General features: G+C 57.3%; 12 protein-coding genes. 9 read left to right on the top strand and 3 right to left on the bottom strand.

Going from position 1 to position 15135, the window contains the following annotated elements; all coding sequences use genetic code 11:
- Positions 1–2: 2 nt before the first annotated feature.
- From OKC42_RS01415 to OKC42_RS01405, 3 genes are all read left to right on the top strand, one after another.
- Positions 3–911 (top strand): hydrogen peroxide-inducible genes activator, encoded by a 909-nt coding sequence (locus OKC42_RS01415; RefSeq protein WP_005337702.1) that lies wholly within the window; start codon positions 3–5, stop codon positions 909–911.
- Positions 912–1105: 194 nt separating this feature from the next.
- The gene (locus OKC42_RS01410; RefSeq protein ID WP_005337703.1) at positions 1106–1555 is read left to right on the top strand and encodes a C40 family peptidase; all 450 of its coding nucleotides are present in this window, start codon (positions 1106–1108) and stop codon (positions 1553–1555) included.
- A 311-nt stretch (positions 1556–1866) separates the two neighbouring features.
- The gene (locus OKC42_RS01405) at positions 1867–2043 is read left to right on the top strand and encodes a hypothetical protein (RefSeq protein WP_005337704.1); all 177 of its coding nucleotides are present in this window, start codon (positions 1867–1869) and stop codon (positions 2041–2043) included.
- A 164-nt stretch (positions 2044–2207) separates the two neighbouring features.
- On the opposite strand, the gene dsdC is transcribed toward OKC42_RS01405, so the two are convergent.
- A complete protein-coding gene (dsdC, locus tag OKC42_RS01400; RefSeq protein WP_270818995.1) occupies positions 2208–3152 on the bottom strand; it encodes a DNA-binding transcriptional regulator DsdC in 945 nt (314 codons plus the stop codon).
- Between the two features lie 223 nt (positions 3153–3375).
- On the opposite strand from dsdC, the gene dsdX reads away from it, so the two are divergent.
- The 3 genes from dsdX (at position 3376) to OKC42_RS01385 (ending at position 6546) form a co-directional block, all read left to right on the top strand.
- Complete coding sequence (gene dsdX / locus OKC42_RS01395; RefSeq protein ID WP_270818994.1) at positions 3376–4713, top strand: D-serine transporter DsdX; 1338 nt, start codon at positions 3376–3378, stop codon at positions 4711–4713.
- A 16-nt stretch (positions 4714–4729) separates the two neighbouring features.
- Positions 4730–6061, top strand: a complete 1332-nt coding sequence (locus OKC42_RS01390) for a D-serine ammonia-lyase (protein ID WP_270818993.1) — start codon at positions 4730–4732, stop codon at positions 6059–6061.
- Positions 6062–6369: 308 nt separating this feature from the next.
- Positions 6370–6546 carry a hypothetical protein gene (locus tag OKC42_RS01385; RefSeq protein ID WP_005337712.1) on the top strand — a complete coding sequence of 59 codons (177 nt, stop codon included), beginning with the start codon at positions 6370–6372 and terminating at the stop codon, positions 6544–6546.
- A 73-nt stretch (positions 6547–6619) separates the two neighbouring features.
- Here the strand turns inward: OKC42_RS01385 and icd are convergent, their stop codons facing one another.
- Positions 6620–7873, bottom strand: coding sequence for an NADP-dependent isocitrate dehydrogenase (icd, locus tag OKC42_RS01380; protein WP_120413946.1), 1254 nt, complete (start codon positions 7871–7873; stop codon positions 6620–6622).
- A gap of 156 nt (positions 7874–8029) precedes the next feature.
- Complete coding sequence (locus OKC42_RS01375) at positions 8030–8905, bottom strand: helix-turn-helix transcriptional regulator (protein WP_270818992.1); 876 nt, start codon at positions 8903–8905, stop codon at positions 8030–8032.
- 129 nt (positions 8906–9034) lie between these two features.
- Between OKC42_RS01375 and manA the strand changes: the two genes are divergently transcribed.
- The 3 genes from manA (at position 9035) to OKC42_RS01360 (ending at position 15063) form a co-directional block, all read left to right on the top strand.
- Complete coding sequence (gene manA / locus OKC42_RS01370; RefSeq protein WP_270818991.1) at positions 9035–10234, top strand: mannose-6-phosphate isomerase, class I; 1200 nt, start codon at positions 9035–9037, stop codon at positions 10232–10234.
- Between the two features lie 772 nt (positions 10235–11006).
- On the top strand, positions 11007–12647 hold the full coding sequence (locus OKC42_RS01365; RefSeq protein ID WP_270818990.1) for a methyl-accepting chemotaxis protein: 1641 nt from the start codon (positions 11007–11009) through the stop codon (positions 12645–12647).
- A gap of 523 nt (positions 12648–13170) precedes the next feature.
- Complete coding sequence (locus OKC42_RS01360; protein WP_270818989.1) at positions 13171–15063, top strand: PTS fructose transporter subunit EIIC; 1893 nt, start codon at positions 13171–13173, stop codon at positions 15061–15063.
- The last annotated feature ends 72 nt before the right edge of the window (positions 15064–15135 follow it).

Below are 15135 nucleotides of genomic sequence, written 5' to 3'. Positions count from 1 at the left end.
CTATGCAACGTTGGCCCAGCCTCAAACAGCTGCAATATCTGGTCGCTCTCGATGAGCACAAGAACTTCAACCGCGCCGCCAAGGCCTGTCATGTCAGCCAGTCGACCCTGAGTACCGGGATCCAGACGCTGGAGGACATGATGAACCTGCAACTGGTGGAGCGGGACCACAAGAGCTTCATTATGACCCCGGTCGGCATGGAAATCGTCGAGCGCGCTCGCAATTTGCTCTCCGATGCGCGGGATCTGATGGAACTCGGGCAACATCAGGGCGGCGTGATGCAGGGGACGGTGCGTCTTGGCTGCATTCCCACCATCGCCCCCTTCCTGCTGAGCAAGCTGCTGAAAGAGTGCAGCAAAACCTATCCTGACCTCGAATTGTTGCTGCGTGAAGACACCACCAGCAATCTGCTCAAGCAGCTGGAACAGGGTCAGCTCGACTTGCTGATCCTCGCCCTGCCCATCGAGATCGGTGGATTTCACTGCAAGACCGTCGGCCAGGATCCGTTCCACATGGTGATGCCCGCCAGCATGGCGGCCGGTCTGCATACCCCGTTCGACTACAAGGAGCTGCCCAACCAGAGCATCTTCCTGCTGGAGCGGGAGCACTGCCTCACCGAGCACGCAGTGAGCGCCTGCCGCCTGCGGGACAAGAGCAAGATCAACCCGTTTGCTGCAACCAGCCTGCACACCCTGGTGCAGATGGTGGAAGCGGGTCTTGGCACCACCTTCCTGCCGCAGATGGCCATCGATGCCGGCATTCTTGCCAACTCCGATCTGGTGGCCATCCCGCTGCCGGGAGAGACCTCCTATCGCGAAATCGGGCTGGTCTGGCGCCCTAGCACCACCCGGGTGCAGACCTTCTACAAGCTGGCCGAGCTGCTTAAACCGCTGATCAGCCACAACGAGTGACAACAAACGCCAGCCCTCGGGTTGGCGTTTTTCAGTTCCCCGCCACATTTTTCCTCTCGGAGACTAGGTCTGGAGCCAGATCCCTGTTTATGATGGAAAAGTTGTCGCGTGCCCTCCTGCCGCCAGAACGATTTGGCAGGATATGGTGCTCGATAAATGTCTCGTTTGGTAGACCCGTCCGTGGAGAGAGCCCGATGTATCGCAAGCTGCTGCTATCCCTGCTGACTCTGCTGCTGGCCGCCTGTTCCAGTACGCCGGAGCCGCCTCCGGCCCCCCGGCAGAGCAGTGCCTTTGATGGCTTCTACCAACAGTGGCGCGGTGTCCCTTACCGCATGGGTGGCGCCAGCCGCGCCGGGCTAGACTGCTCCGCCTTCACCCAGCTCGCCTACAGTCAGGTGCTGGGCTTCAACCTGCCAAGAACCACCGAATCTCAGGCCAGCATTGGCAAACCGGTGGATCGCTACCGGCTGCAACACGGGGATCTGGTCTTCTTCAAAACCGGCTGGCAACAGTACCATGTGGGGGTCTACACAGGTGCCGGCGAGTTTATTCACGCCTCCACCAGCAAGGGAGTGATCCGCTCCCGTCTCGACAACGTCTACTGGAACAGTCGCTACTGGCAGGCACGTCGGGTGACCCAGTAACCGCTCAAACGCCTGCTTGCGGCACAAGTTGCGTGCCGATACTCTCCGTCAATTCCTGTCGCTATGTCGGGACACACAACCCGCGCTTATAACTCAATTGGCCCCAAAGCCTGCATATCACACCATTTTGTGATAAGGTGGTGGCCAATTTTTAACACTTTCGCCGCTTTCTCATACGCTCTCTGTCCTGATAGACAACAAGCGCGGCGATAACAAGCAACGCGCGGCGAAAGTGGAGTGTGGCGCAACACTGCCGGACGGGTGTCCCACAGCTGCAGTATCAAGGGTTAAATAGATAAGGAGATCGTGCAATGAAACAGTATCAAAGCTGGCTGGGGCAATACCTGATGAGTCGCCGTGACGGTGACCACGCCATGGCATGCGAGATGGCGAGTTCCATCTGCGAGTTCTGGCAGCAGCAGGGTGATGAAAACGAACTGGACAAGTGGCAGCAGATTTACCAGAACCATCTGGAAAAGACCACCTGATCCCGACCGTTGCCTTGCTGCCAGCCACGGTTGGCAGCAAGGCCACTCGCGACCAACCACCATCAGCCAACCCCTCTCCCCCAATTTTCCCGCTACGTTAAACCGCTACCTTCGTTCACTCGCGCTTTACCATCTTCATTTTGCTCTTGCGCACCGGCCTCTGTTCATTCCATCTCGGCAGCCATTTCCTGCGCCCAGTCGATAAAGGCTTGGATCTTGGGACACGCCCGATTGGGCAGGGTCGCCATGTAATAACGCTGCTCGCACTTGATCTCCAGCCCGGCAAAAGGGGCCACCAGCTCGTTGCGTGCCAGTCGCTTGCTCACCAGATTCTTGCGCCCCATGGCGATCCCGGCGTGATTCATGGCGGCGATGATGGCGAGATCCGAGCGATCAAAACCCATGCTCAGCTGGCATGCCTCGAGGCTGACCCCGGCGTGGCGAGCCCAGCAGCTCCATTCATCGGTATCCGAGTCAAATCCCCATGCCTGCCGATCATGAAGCAGACGGCACAAAGACAAGTTGGTGGGATTACCGACAAGCCCGTGCTGCTCGGCATATTCCGGGCTGCAGACCGGCAGCATGAACTCATCCATCAGCGGGTAGATGGCAAGCCGCTCCGGGCTCTTCTCATCGAAATAGAGGGTCAAATCGATGCCATAACCATGCAGGTTGATGTTCTCGTTTCCGGTGATGATATTGAGCTCGATCTGCGGATGCAGGCGGGAGAAATCAGCCAACCTGGGCACCAGCCAGCACTGGGCGATGGAGGGACGCGAATAGATGGTCAGGGTACCGGAGAGCTCCTGATTCTTGATCTCCAGGATCTCCTGATTGATGAACTCCAGCGAAGATTTGAGCGCCCAGAACACCCGCTGCCCATCCGCCGTCAGTACCACCTTGCGGTGAAAACGCTCAAAGAGCTTGAACCCCAGCTCCTCTTCCAACGCACTGATCCGGTGACTCACGGCACTGGGGCTCAGCGACAATTCATCAGCTGCCATGGCAAAGGATCCGTGGCGGGCGGCCGCCTCGAAGGTGTGCAACTTGGCCAACTGGTAGCCGCTCAACAGCTTGTTGCGCGATATGTAATTATCCCCGTTATACATTCATCCCCCTCTTCGCAATGGCCGTCGATGATACACCCACAGGCCACTTTCAGGATGAAACCAAAAGACCCAAAGAGTGTGATTTCGATGAATTGTGACCAATGTAGCGCCTTTGCATCACCTCAGATCACCCAAGTGGTCGATTTCATCATTTGTCAGCCCCGCCTCATTTTCATTCAATAAGCGCATAAACAATCACACACAACAGATGTCGAGGCGCAGTATGAGTTCAGAGGTATGGGTCATCGCTACCTTGCTAAGTAGCATCGTTCTTATCGTGGTCACCATAGTGAAGGGCAAGGTGCATCCTTTCCTCGCCCTGCTGCTGGCGAGCTTCTATGTGGGCACCCTGATGGGAATGGAGCCCCTCAAGATGGTCAGCGCCATGGAAGAGGGGATTGGCGGCACGCTCGGCTTTCTCGCCGCCGTCATCGGCCTTGGCACCATACTCGGCAAGATGATGGAGGTGTCGGGCGCGGCGGAGCGCATCGGCCTCGCCCTGCAGAGATGCCGCTGGCTCTCGCCTCAGGTCATCATGGTGCTGGTTGGTCTGGTATGTGGCATCACCCTGTTTGTCGAAGTCGGCGTGGTACTGCTGATCCCGCTGGCCTTCTCCATCGCCCGCAAGACCAACACCTCGCTGCTCAAGCTGGCCATTCCGCTCTGTACCGCCCTGATGGCCGTGCACTGCATAGTGCCGCCTCACCCTGCCGCCCTCTATGTCACCAATCAGCTGGGCGCCGATGTGGGATCCGTCATCGTCTATGGCCTCGCGGTCGGGCTGTTTGCCTCGCTGGTGGGCGGCCCGCTGTTCCTCAAGCTGCTGGGTAACCGGCTCCCGTTCAAGGGGGTACCCGCTGCCTTTGCCGACATCAAGGCCCGCGATGAAGCAACTCTCCCGACTTTAGGCGCCTCGCTCTTCACCGTGCTGCTGCCCATCCTGCTGATGCTGGCCAAGACGGTCGCCGAGCTCAATATGGAGCACGCCAGCCACCTCTACACCGTGCTGGAGTTTATCGGCAACCCCATCACTGCCATGTTTATCGCCGCCTTCACCGCCTACTACGTGCTGGGGATCCGCCAGCAAATGAAGATGGATGGACTGCTTAACAAGACCGAGGAGTGCTTCTCCTCCATCGCCAACATTCTGCTCATCATCGGTGCGGGGGGCGCCTTCAACGGGGTGCTCAAGGCAAGTGGCCTGGGCGATAGCTTGGCCACCATCCTCTCCCAGCTGGATATGCCCCCCATTCTACTGGCCTGGCTGGTGGCCATCGTGCTGCACGCCGCCGTGGGCTCCGCCACCGTCGCCATGATGGGCGCCACCGCCATCGTCTCCCCCATCATGGTGCACTACCCGGATATCAGCCCGGAGATCATGACCCTGGCCATCGGCTCCGGTGCCATTGGCTGCACCATGGTGACCGACTCTCTGTTCTGGCTGGTCAAACAGTATTGCGGTGCCACCCTGAACGAAACGCTCAAGTACTACACCACCGCCACCTTGGTCGCCTCCCTGATGGCGCTGGCCGGTACTTTCCTGCTCTCCTTTATCGTGTAACAAGACCGAGAACACTATGAAAAACATCGACGTCCAACAGCTCACAGCGCAATTTCCACTGGTGCAATCCCTGATCGCGCTTGAGCCAGTCACCTGGTTCAACCCCAACACCACCACTCTGGCTGCCGGTCTGCCCTATGTGGGGCTCGATAACAACAATGTGGTGGACGCTTCCGCCCGCTTGACCCGCTTCGCCCCCTACATGTGCGAAGCCTTCCCCGAGACCCGCACCAGCAACGGCATTCTGGAGTCCGAGATCGCCGCTATTCCGGCGATGCAGGCTACGCTCAACCAGCGCTACGGGGTTGAGGTCACCGGTCGACTGCTGCTGAAAAAAGACAGTCACCTGCCCATCTCCGGCTCCATCAAGGCGCGAGGCGGTATCTACGAGGTGCTGACTCACGCCGAACAGTTGGCGATCAAGGCTGGTCTGCTGCGGGAAGAGGATGACTACCGCAAACTGTTCAGCGACGAGTTTCGCCAGTTCTTCAGCCAGTACAGCATCGCAGTGGGCTCCACCGGCAACCTTGGCATGTCCATCGGCATCATGAGCGCCAAGCTCGGCTTTACCGTCACCGTCCACATGTCGGCCGATGCACGGGAGTGGAAGAAGCGCAAGCTGCGTGAACACGGCGTCATCGTGGTCGAATATGCCGAGGATTACGGGGTGGCGGTGGAACAGGGGCGCAAAGAGGCCGAGCGGGATCCCAACTGCTTCTTTATCGATGACGAGAACTCCCGCACCCTGTTCCTCGGCTACTCGGTTGCGGGCGAGCGGGTGAAAGCGCAGTTCGACCAGATGGGCATCAAGGTGGATGCCGACCACCCGCTGTTTGTCTACCTTCCTTGCGGCGTAGGTGGCGGCCCGGGCGGCGTGGCCTTTGGTCTCAAGCTGGCGTTCGGGGATAACGTCCACTGCTTCTTCGCCGAGCCCACTCACTCCCCCTGCATGTTGCTGGGGGTCCACACCGGATTGCACGATGCCATTGCGGTGCAGGATCTGGGCATCGATAACCTCACCGCAGCCGACGGCCTCGCGGTAGGTCGCGCCTCCGGCTTCGTCGGCCGCGCCATGGAACGACTGCTCGATGGCTTCTACACCCTGAGCGATCAGGAGATGTATGACCTGCTCGGACTGCTGGCGCGCGATGAGCAGATCACACTCGAGCCCTCCGCTCTGGCTGGTATGGCTGGCCCGTGGCGGGTGGCTGCCAATCCCGAGTGGCTCACCGGGCGCGGTTTCGATGCCGCAACCATGGCACAGGCCACCCATCTGGTGTGGGCCACCGGCGGTGGCATGGTGCCCGCCGAAGAGATGGCAAAGTACCTGGCCAGCGCCAAGATCTAGGCTGTTTTGCCACTTTTATCTGCAAATCAACCCGCCATCACGGCGGGTTTTCTGTTTTGGGAACAAGGGGATGGGGCAGTTCTGTCGCAATCCATGGCGACAATTTCCCCAAGTTGGTCAGTTTGTGCTAAAATGACGCTCATTTTTTGACATCTCGCGTCACGTTCGCCGCCAGATTGCCCATCGGGCTCTCTGCCCGGGTCGTGACTTTGCACCATCATGCCTGATGATGCTCCCCCCAAGATGAGCCGACAGGCTCCCGTCAAGGTGGGCACCCTCAAGGGCACATGAGATAAGGAGATCGGGTAATGAAACAATATCAAAGCTGGCTGGGAGATTATCTGATGAGTCGACGTGACGGAGATCACGCGATGGCTTCGGAACTTGCCAACACCATCTGCGCCTTCTGGAAGGCCCAGGGTGATGAAGCAGAAACCAGCAAATGGCAGCAACGCTATCAGCAACACGTAGAGCAGGCGCAATAAGCCCCTGCACTCTTTCGCGATAAAAAAAACCGGCGCACATGGCGCCGGTTTTGCGTTTCTGGCAAGCAGCAGATTACATCTGGTCGATCATGTCCTGAGCAAACTGGGAGCAGGAGCGCAGGGTGGCCCCTTCCATCAGACGCTCGAAGTCATAGGTGACGGTCTTGTTGCGGATCGCCGCTTCCATGCCCTTGATGATGAGATCGGCCGCTTCGACCCAACCCATGTGGCGAAGCATCATCTCGGCGGAGAGGATCAGGGAGCCCGGGTTGACCTTGTCCTGACCGGCATACTTCGGTGCAGTACCGTGGGTCGCTTCGAACAGGGCCACGCCGTCACCGATGTTGGCACCCGGTGCGATACCGATACCGCCTACCTGAGCGGCCAGCGCGTCGGAGATGTAGTCGCCGTTGAGGTTCATACAGGCGATGACGTCATACTCGGCCGGGCGCAGCAGGATCTGCTGCAAGAAGGCATCGGCGATGACATCCTTGATGACGATGGTCTTGCCGGTTTTCGGGTTCTTGAAGGAGCACCAGGGGCCGCCGTCAATCAGCTGGGCACCGTACTCGTTCTGGGCCAGAGCATAACCCCAATCCTTGAAGGCACCTTCGGTGAACTTCATGATGTTGCCCTTGTGCACCAGAGTCACGGAGTCGCGATCGTTGTCGATGGCATACTCGATAGAGGCACGCACCAGACGCTCGGTACCGGCTTTGGACATCGGCTTGATGCCGATCCCGCAGGACTCGGGGAAGCGAATTTTCTTCACGCCCATTTCGTTTTGCAGGAAGGCGATCACCTTGTTCGCTTCAACGCTGTCGGCCTTCCACTCGATACCGGCGTAGATATCTTCGGCGTTCTCGCGGAAGATCACCATGTCGGTCAGATCAGGACGCTTGACCGGGCTCGGGGTGCCGTCGTAGTAACGCACCGGACGCAGGCAGATGTAGAGATCCAGCTCCTGACGCAGGGCTACGTTGAGGGAGCGAATACCGCCACCGACCGGAGTAGTCAGCGGGCCCTTGATGGCCACGCAATATTCACGAATGAAATCCAGGGTTTCGGCCGGCAGCCAGGCACCTTCGCCATAGACATGAGTCGACTTCTCGCCGGTATAGATCTCCATCCAGGCGATCTTGCGCTCGCCCTTGTAGGCTTTCTCGACCGCAGCATTCACCACATTCAACATGGCCGGGGTTACGTCAACACCGATGCCATCCCCTTCAATAAACGGAATGATCGGATGGTTGGGAACCTGCAGCTTGCCGTTGGCATCGACTGTGATTTTCTGACCTTGGGTCGGGATTACTACTTTGCTTTCCATCGGCATCTCCTAACTTCCGTTTGTTATCAACTTGTTTGTTGCGCGCGGCCATCTTAGCCCATTCATTTTCATAATAAAACGACAAGAAAGCATGTCAGACCAAAGAGGTAGCCACCCGCCAGTGCGCCGTCACCACGCCTCTCCGACCCCGCCCAGTTATCCCTCCAGCTCGCTGGCCGCAGCCTGCGGCTGACTCAGGGAACGGTACTGGGAAGGGGTCAAGCCGGTCTTCTGTTTGAACACCCGGCAGAAGTAGTTCACGTCACTGTAACCGCAGCGACTGGCAACCTCCTCAAGACGAAAGCGGTACTTTTTCAGCATGAATTTGGCCCGATCGATCCGCACCCAGCTGATGTAATCGGCAAGGCGCATATGACCCTGCTCGCGGAACAGGTGGGAGAGATGGCTGGCCGAGACGTTGAAGCGGTGGGCAATGGAGTCACGGGTGATGGGACGGTGAAAGTTCTCCTGGATATAGATGCAGATCCCGTGAAAGAGCTCTGCCCCCCGTGGCCGATCCGTGGCGGACTCCAGCAACAGCTGACGGGCACTCGTCAGCAGAGCCTGCAGCAGGTGATCATCGGTGGGAGAGCGACCGGGATCCTCGGTCAGTACGTTCAGCGCCGCCAAAATGTGTTCGATCACATGGCCCGCCCGCGCCATGATGCTGTGCTTTTGCACATCGAAAAAGTCCGGATCTTCACGGCGCTTGCTCACCAGACTGAACCCCAGCTGGCGTTTGCCAAACAGCAGGCTCAGCACCGAGCAGTCGGTGGTCCAGAGCGGCTTGTTCCAGCCGTTGGGAGGGATATAGAGCACCTGTCCCGGCAATACACTGATCTCTCTGACCCCCTCCTCCCTGTCCCAAATTTGGTTGAGATACTCGCCGCTAAAGACCAGCTCGAGGCGGGGAAAGTTGACCTGATAGCTGAAACTGGGTGGCACCCCCTGTTCACTGGCAAACCAGATTTGGTCAAATGGAACCTGTTCGCTCAGGGCTCCGTCGAGCAGTTGGCTGAAGATGAGAGACATGGTGATCCTGATCAAGAGAGAGGCAAGCGGTTGCGGCGCGCACGACCGCCCATGTTATAGTCCGGTCCACAGCAGTAATGCCACCCTTTTCTGCACCCGATTTTCTTCAAACTAGACGAGGCGTCCCTTATGAGCAGTAGCGATCTGCCCTCCTTTCTGTTGATGCAAAACCCGATTCAAGGCTATGACTGGGGCAGTCATGACTCCCTCACCACCCTGTTTGGCATTCCCAACCCGCAAGGCAAACCCCAGGCCGAGCTGTGGATGGGCGCCCATCCCAACGGCTGCTCCGAGGTGACGCTGGCGGGCAGTGTGCAAAAGCTCTCTTCGGTGATCGACAGGGCTCCGGCCGCCGCGCTGGGTGAGGCCACCTTCGCCCGTTTTGGCAGCCTGCCGTTCCTGTTCAAGGTGTTGTGTGCCGAGAAGGCTCTCTCCATTCAGGTGCACCCGAGCAAGGCTCAGGCCGAAGCGGGCTTTGCCAAAGAGGAGGCCGCAGGCATCGATATCAAGGCGAGCAATCGCAACTACAAGGATCCGAACCACAAGCCCGAGCTGGTGTTTGCCCTCACCCCCTATCAGGCGATGAACGGCTTTCGCGCCATCCCGGCCATTCTGGCGCTGTTCGAGCGGGTCCATCTGACGGTCATCGCCGAGCTGACCGCAGCTCTTGCCGCCAGCCAGAATGAAGCGGGCCTGCAGCACTTCTTCCACCAGCTGCTGGTACTGGAAGGGGCGCGCAAGGAGGAGGCGCTGGCGGGGCTGCTGGCCTATGCCGCCGCCCATCAGGATGAGGAGACCTTTGCGCTGATCACCAGTCTGGCGGCCCAGTACCCGGGAGATGTGGGCCTCTTCTCGCCGCTGCTGCTCAACGTGGTGACGCTTGAGCCAGGTCAGGCGATGTTCCTCGATGCCTGTACCCCGCACGCCTATGTGCGCGGCACGGGTCTCGAGATCATGGCCAACTCCGACAACGTACTGCGCGCCGGCCTCACCCCCAAATACATCGATGTGGCAGAGCTCTTGGATTGCACCCGCTGCTTGCCCAAGCCGGACGACCAGATCCTGCTGGCCCCCCGCTGTGATGGTGCGGTACAGCACTTCGACGTGCCGGTACCTGACTTCACTTTCAGCGTCTACCCGGCTGGCGAGCATCAGCTCACCACTGCCAGCGCCGAGATCCTGTTTGCCATCGATGACACTGTGACCCTCAAGCAAGGCGAACAGTCACTGCGTCTGGAAAAGGGGCAATCTGCCTTTATTCCTGCAGCGACTGGCACTTATCAACTGCTGGCCGAAGGACGGGTCGCCCGCGCCGGCAACCGCTGCTAATCAGCATAAGAGCCGACTCTTGTTGGAGGGGGAATATGCCTCCCCCTCCCAACAGAGCAATATGGCCTACCAGTCAAGTCCGTCTGTATCTCTACTGCTCTCTTATGCCTACCGTCCTTCAGGCATCTCGCTCTGAAGTCCATCCCTGACTGCAGCCTGCACAAGCAACGGCGACACTCTGAGTATCCGGCTAAAATGGAGGAAATAAAAATAACAACTCTATCCTCTACTATTTTAACCCCCTGATGAAAACTAAAACAGCACATAGATGCATCGCCATTAAACCTTTCCCCAGCCATCATCATTTGGTCTGTAAACATTTAGCACACGTAGTCATACAGAGCCATTAATAATGCAAACGAAAGGAAACTCTTTTGGATTTTCGAGATGTGGCCCTATTTTTTAGTCGTTCTATAATTTAATACCAAGCAGATCATTCGATCTTTGCTGAGAATAACAGCATAAAAAATCAACATTAACACACTGATATATAAGCATATTTATTTTTAACCCTACTTTAAATTGACATAATCCGTAAAAAAGCTAGGCCGCATTAACTGACAATCCAATCAATTTAAAGACGGGATAATGAGAGATTTGATATTTATTTTTTGATATGCCAGCCAAACCTCATTGCAGTAAAGAAATAGACCTTAAATACCCTCTGTGATTAAGATCTCTTTTATTTGATTTATTTTTAAGGTATCACATCTATTCGCCGCTATAAATTTCACACAAAGATCCCCTGACAAAAATAGATAAAAGAGGATATATGCTGACAAAAACGACAATTGGGCAAAAGCTGACCATGGCGTTTACCACTCTCGCTTTGTTGATGCTGGGTTTTGCCTGGTTTGCTACTTTACAACTCTCCAATATTTACCGTGACGCCAGTGAGGTCAGCGACAATATCGTTCCCTCCATCCGGGCATCCAGCCAGATGCATGTGTCCTTGCTGGACGCTCGCCGTGCCGAACTGAACATGGTGATAGATGCACTGGGCAAGGATCCCGACTCCCTCAACAGCAGCACTCAGTCTTTCGAAGCGGCAAAGAGTCAGTACATGGCCGCCGAGCAACGGTATGGATCGATGCCTTTTGTGTCGGAGCGAGATCGCAACATGTTTGCAGAGCTGAAAACTGCAGCAGCCAAATATTTTTCAGCCCATGGTGACTTGGAAACAGCCATACGGCAGGGAGATATTGCCAAGGTGCAGTCGCTGATCAAAAACGAATCTCGTGCAGCCCTCGAGCAGGCAGGACAGGATGGTCTGGAGCTGCGCAAGGAGAACGATCGGGTCGCCAACCTGCTGACCAAGCAGAGTGAGGCTTCCTATGAACGGGCAAAACTGCTGAGCACTACAGTCGGTGCGCTAACCTTGCTGTTCGTCGTTATTGTGGCCTGGCTGCTGATCCGGCAGATCCGCAATCCAGTGATGACCCTGCTGGAGCAGACCCGCCAGGTGGCGGCAGGCAACCTCACCAGCCAACTCGACATGAAGCAATTCTCCCATGACGAACTGGGTAAGCTGGCTCAGGGGTTCAACGAGATGCAATCCAATCTGCGCATGCTGGTCAACGAGGTCTCCGGCTCGGTAGTGCAGCTGGGCGCGGCCGCCGAAGAGATTAGCGCGGTGGCACAGCAATCGGCCAACAACATGGGCGCCCAGCAACATGAGCTCAATCAGCTGGCCACAGCCATGAACGAGATGCAAGCCACGGTACAGGAGGTGGCCCGCAACACCAACGACGCCGCCAGCGCAGCAACGTCGGCCAGCGACACAGCCGCACAGGGCAGCGAGACCGTCAATGACTCAATCGGCAGGATTGAAAAGGTGGCTACCGCCATCGAAGAGACAGCTTTGGTGATCCGCCAGCTGGGTGATGACAGCCGAAATATCGGCATGGTGCTTGAAGTCATTCAGGGGATTGCCGAGCAGACTAACCTGCTGGCACTGAATGCGGCAATCGAGGCAGCCCGAGCCGGTGAACAAGGTCGTGGTTTCGCCGTGGTTGCAGATGAAGTCCGCACTCTGGCCAAACGAACTCAAGACTCCACTTCCCAGATCAACCACATCATCTCCGAACTGCAGCAGCGTGCTAACGAAGCTGGCATCACCATGCAACAGAGTCAGGATATGATGTCCGAGACGGTCCACACAGCTCGTGAAGCGGGAGCCTCTATTGCCGAAATAAGCAGCTCGGTTAACAGTATCTCTCACATGAATATTCAGATTGCCACCGCAACTGAAGAGCAGGGGGCGGTAAGCGAGGAGCTCAATCGCAATGTAGTCAACATCAGCAATGCCTCGGAAGAAGTGGCGACCGGCGCCAAACAAATGGCTCAGGCTTGCAACGACCTCAACCTGTTGGCAACACAACTGCAGGAGGTTGTACGCAAGTTTCGGACATAACGCCCGATTCTCCTCCCCTCATTAATCAGCTCAATAAGGCTGAAGCACTAAACAGCCCGCCATCCATAAAAGTGGCGGGCTTTGTTAAATAAGGGCTCATGCAAAACCCAAGGACACCGATGATGAACATAACAAGTGACCAGTAGATGGATTAACTCACATCAAGAGCAGCCCCCCCTCTTTCTGATTGTTCTCTCAACGCGTTTTGCCAGCACCTTCACATTTTCCGCCCTCAAAGCAGCACACAAATCTCCATACCTCCGAAGGCGAAACCTTTTCGTTGCACTCATGCAAGTAGCAAGACGCACTCACAATACATTGTTTTTATTTAAAAAAATAAAAATATCGGTATGAATTGGCTTTCATGATGATATGCGAGCTGGGTCACATGGCGACTTGCACAGCACAAAAATCCAGTAAACGGCACATTTGTCCGATTTCGGCACCGCGCCAACGGGAGAACAATATCCAGGTCAATTGTTCCCCCCATCATGCGGCTCGGCAACGGAGCCAGGAGAGTAATATGTTACCCACCATGACCAACGGCAGACTCATCTGCCTGGAGTTGAAGGCCACCAGCAAGGAGGCCCTGTTCGACGAGATGGCACAGATGCTGGCGCGCGATGGCGCCGTGTCTGATCAACAGCAATTCGTCAAGGATATCTGGGCCCGCGAGCAGCTGGACTGCACCGGCTTCGAGCAGGGTGTCGCCCTGCCCCACGCCAAGAGCAAGGCTGTCAGCCGCCCGGCCATTGCCATCGGTGTCAGCCGCCAAGGTATCGAGTACGGCGCCGAAGATGGCAAGCCGACCCAGCTGATCTTCATGATCGCCTCACCGGATGGCGGCGCCAACCACCACATCGAAGTGCTGGCGGAGCTCTCTACCCGTCTGCTGGAACCGGGTTTTATCGAGCAGATGAAGGCGGCCACCACTGTCGAACAAGCCCTGACCCTGCTCGAGCAAGGCCCGAAAGCGGAAAAACCGGCGCCAGCCGCCAAACCGGCAGCCACTGCCCCGGCGGCCCCCGAAGAGCGCACCTTCAAGGATCGCCTCAACACCATGAAGCAGCACCTGCTGTTTGGTACTTCCCACATGATCCCCTTCATCGTGGCGGGCGGCGTGCTGCTCTCCCTGTCGGTGATGATGAGCGGCAAGGGTGCCGTGCCGGAAGCGGGCTTCCTCAAAGACATGGCGACTATGGGTATCGCCGGTCTGACCCTGTTTACCGCTGTACTGGGTGGCTACATCGCCTACTCGCTGGCTGACAAGCCGGGCCTGGCCCCGGGCATGATCGGCTCCTGGATTGCCGTTCAGCACTATCAAACCGGTTTTCTCGGCGCCATTCTGGTGGGCTTTATCGCAGGTTTCGTGGTCAATCAGCTCAAACGGATCAAGCTGCCTGACTCAATGACCTCCCTTGGTTCCATCTTCATCTATCCGCTGATCGGTACCTTCCTGGTGTGTGGCATCGTGATGTGGGGGATCGGTGCCCCGATCGCCGCCATGATGGAAGGGATGAACCACTGGCTCTCCAGCATGGCGGGCTCAGGTAAAGTGATGCTGGGTGCCATTCTGGGTGGTATGACCGCCTTCGATATGGGCGGCCCGGTCAACAAGGTTGCTACCCTGTTTGCCCAGACTCAGGTCAACACCCAGCCCTGGCTGATGGGCGGCGTCGGTATCGCCATCTGTGTACCGCCGCTGGGTATGGCACTGGCGACCTTCATGTCTCCGAAGCGTTACAAGAAAGAGGAGCGTGAATCCGGTAAAGCAGCCGCCATCATGGGCATGATCGGTATCAGTGAAGGTGCTATCCCGTTCGCCGCTGCTGACCCCATGCGTGTTATCCCGGCCATCGTCGCAGGCGGCATCGTCGGCAACATCACCGGCTTTATGATGCACAGTATCAACCACGCCCCCTGGGGTGGCTGGATTGTCCTGCCGGTTGTTGAAGGCAAGATGGGCTACATCCTGGGTACCATCCTCGGCGCCCTGACCACCGCCATCATCGTCAACCTGCTGAAGAAGCCGGTGAGCGAAGAAGATGACGTGACCGCCACCCAAACCAGCTTCGAAGTCATTGAAGCGGAAGGAGAAGCGGACGTACTGGCCATCACTGCCTGCCCGTCTGGCGTGGCCCACACCTTCCTCGCCGCCAAGAGCCTGCAGAAGGCTGCCGCCAAGCAGGGGATCAAGATCAAGGTCGAGACCCAGGGCGCCAACGGCATCATCAACCGCATTACCGCCAAGGATGTCGCCAACGCCCGCTGCGTTATCTTCGCCCACGACGTGGCCATCAAATACCGTGAACGCTTCACCGATATCGAAGTCATCGATGTGAAGACCAAGGAGGCGATCCACAATCCGGAAGCACTGCTGGCCCGCACGCTGGGCAACAAGGCAAACGCAGCCTGATAGCAGTCAGACCAACCAGTACAAGGGGCCCATCACGGGCCCCTTTTCGTTGCCTGCCGAGCAACCGCATAT

This window comes from Aeromonas sp. Y311-2 (assembly GCF_027706025.1).
Lineage (GTDB): Bacteria > Pseudomonadota > Gammaproteobacteria > Enterobacterales > Aeromonadaceae > Aeromonas > Aeromonas veronii.
Note: the sequence above shows the minus strand (reverse complement) of the source record. Positions and strands in the feature narration are given on the sequence as shown.

What these genes read in the sequence shown, in the direction of transcription:
- OKC42_RS01375 (WP_270818992.1), bottom strand. Translation starts at nt 8,905, where the DNA reads ATGTCTCTCATCTTCAGCCAACTGCTCGACGGAGCCCTGAGCGAACAG.
- OKC42_RS01385 (WP_005337712.1), top strand. Translation starts at nt 6,370, where the DNA reads ATGAAACAATATCAAAGCTGGCTGGGAGATTATCTGATGAGTCGACGT.
- dsdC (WP_270818995.1), bottom strand. Translation starts at nt 3,152, where the DNA reads ATGTATAACGGGGATAATTACATATCGCGCAACAAGCTGTTGAGCGGC.
- OKC42_RS01365 (WP_270818990.1), top strand. Translation starts at nt 11,007, where the DNA reads ATGCTGACAAAAACGACAATTGGGCAAAAGCTGACCATGGCGTTTACC.
- OKC42_RS01360 (WP_270818989.1), top strand. Translation starts at nt 13,171, where the DNA reads ATGTTACCCACCATGACCAACGGCAGACTCATCTGCCTGGAGTTGAAG.
- OKC42_RS01405 (WP_005337704.1), top strand. Translation starts at nt 1,867, where the DNA reads ATGAAACAGTATCAAAGCTGGCTGGGGCAATACCTGATGAGTCGCCGT.
- dsdX (WP_270818994.1), top strand. Translation starts at nt 3,376, where the DNA reads ATGAGTTCAGAGGTATGGGTCATCGCTACCTTGCTAAGTAGCATCGTT.
- OKC42_RS01410 (WP_005337703.1), top strand. Translation starts at nt 1,106, where the DNA reads ATGTATCGCAAGCTGCTGCTATCCCTGCTGACTCTGCTGCTGGCCGCC.
- OKC42_RS01390 (WP_270818993.1), top strand. Translation starts at nt 4,730, where the DNA reads ATGAAAAACATCGACGTCCAACAGCTCACAGCGCAATTTCCACTGGTG.
- icd (WP_120413946.1), bottom strand. Translation starts at nt 7,873, where the DNA reads ATGGAAAGCAAAGTAGTAATCCCGACCCAAGGTCAGAAAATCACAGTC.
- OKC42_RS01415 (WP_005337702.1), top strand. Translation starts at nt 3, where the DNA reads ATGCAACGTTGGCCCAGCCTCAAACAGCTGCAATATCTGGTCGCTCTC.
- manA (WP_270818991.1), top strand. Translation starts at nt 9,035, where the DNA reads ATGAGCAGTAGCGATCTGCCCTCCTTTCTGTTGATGCAAAACCCGATT.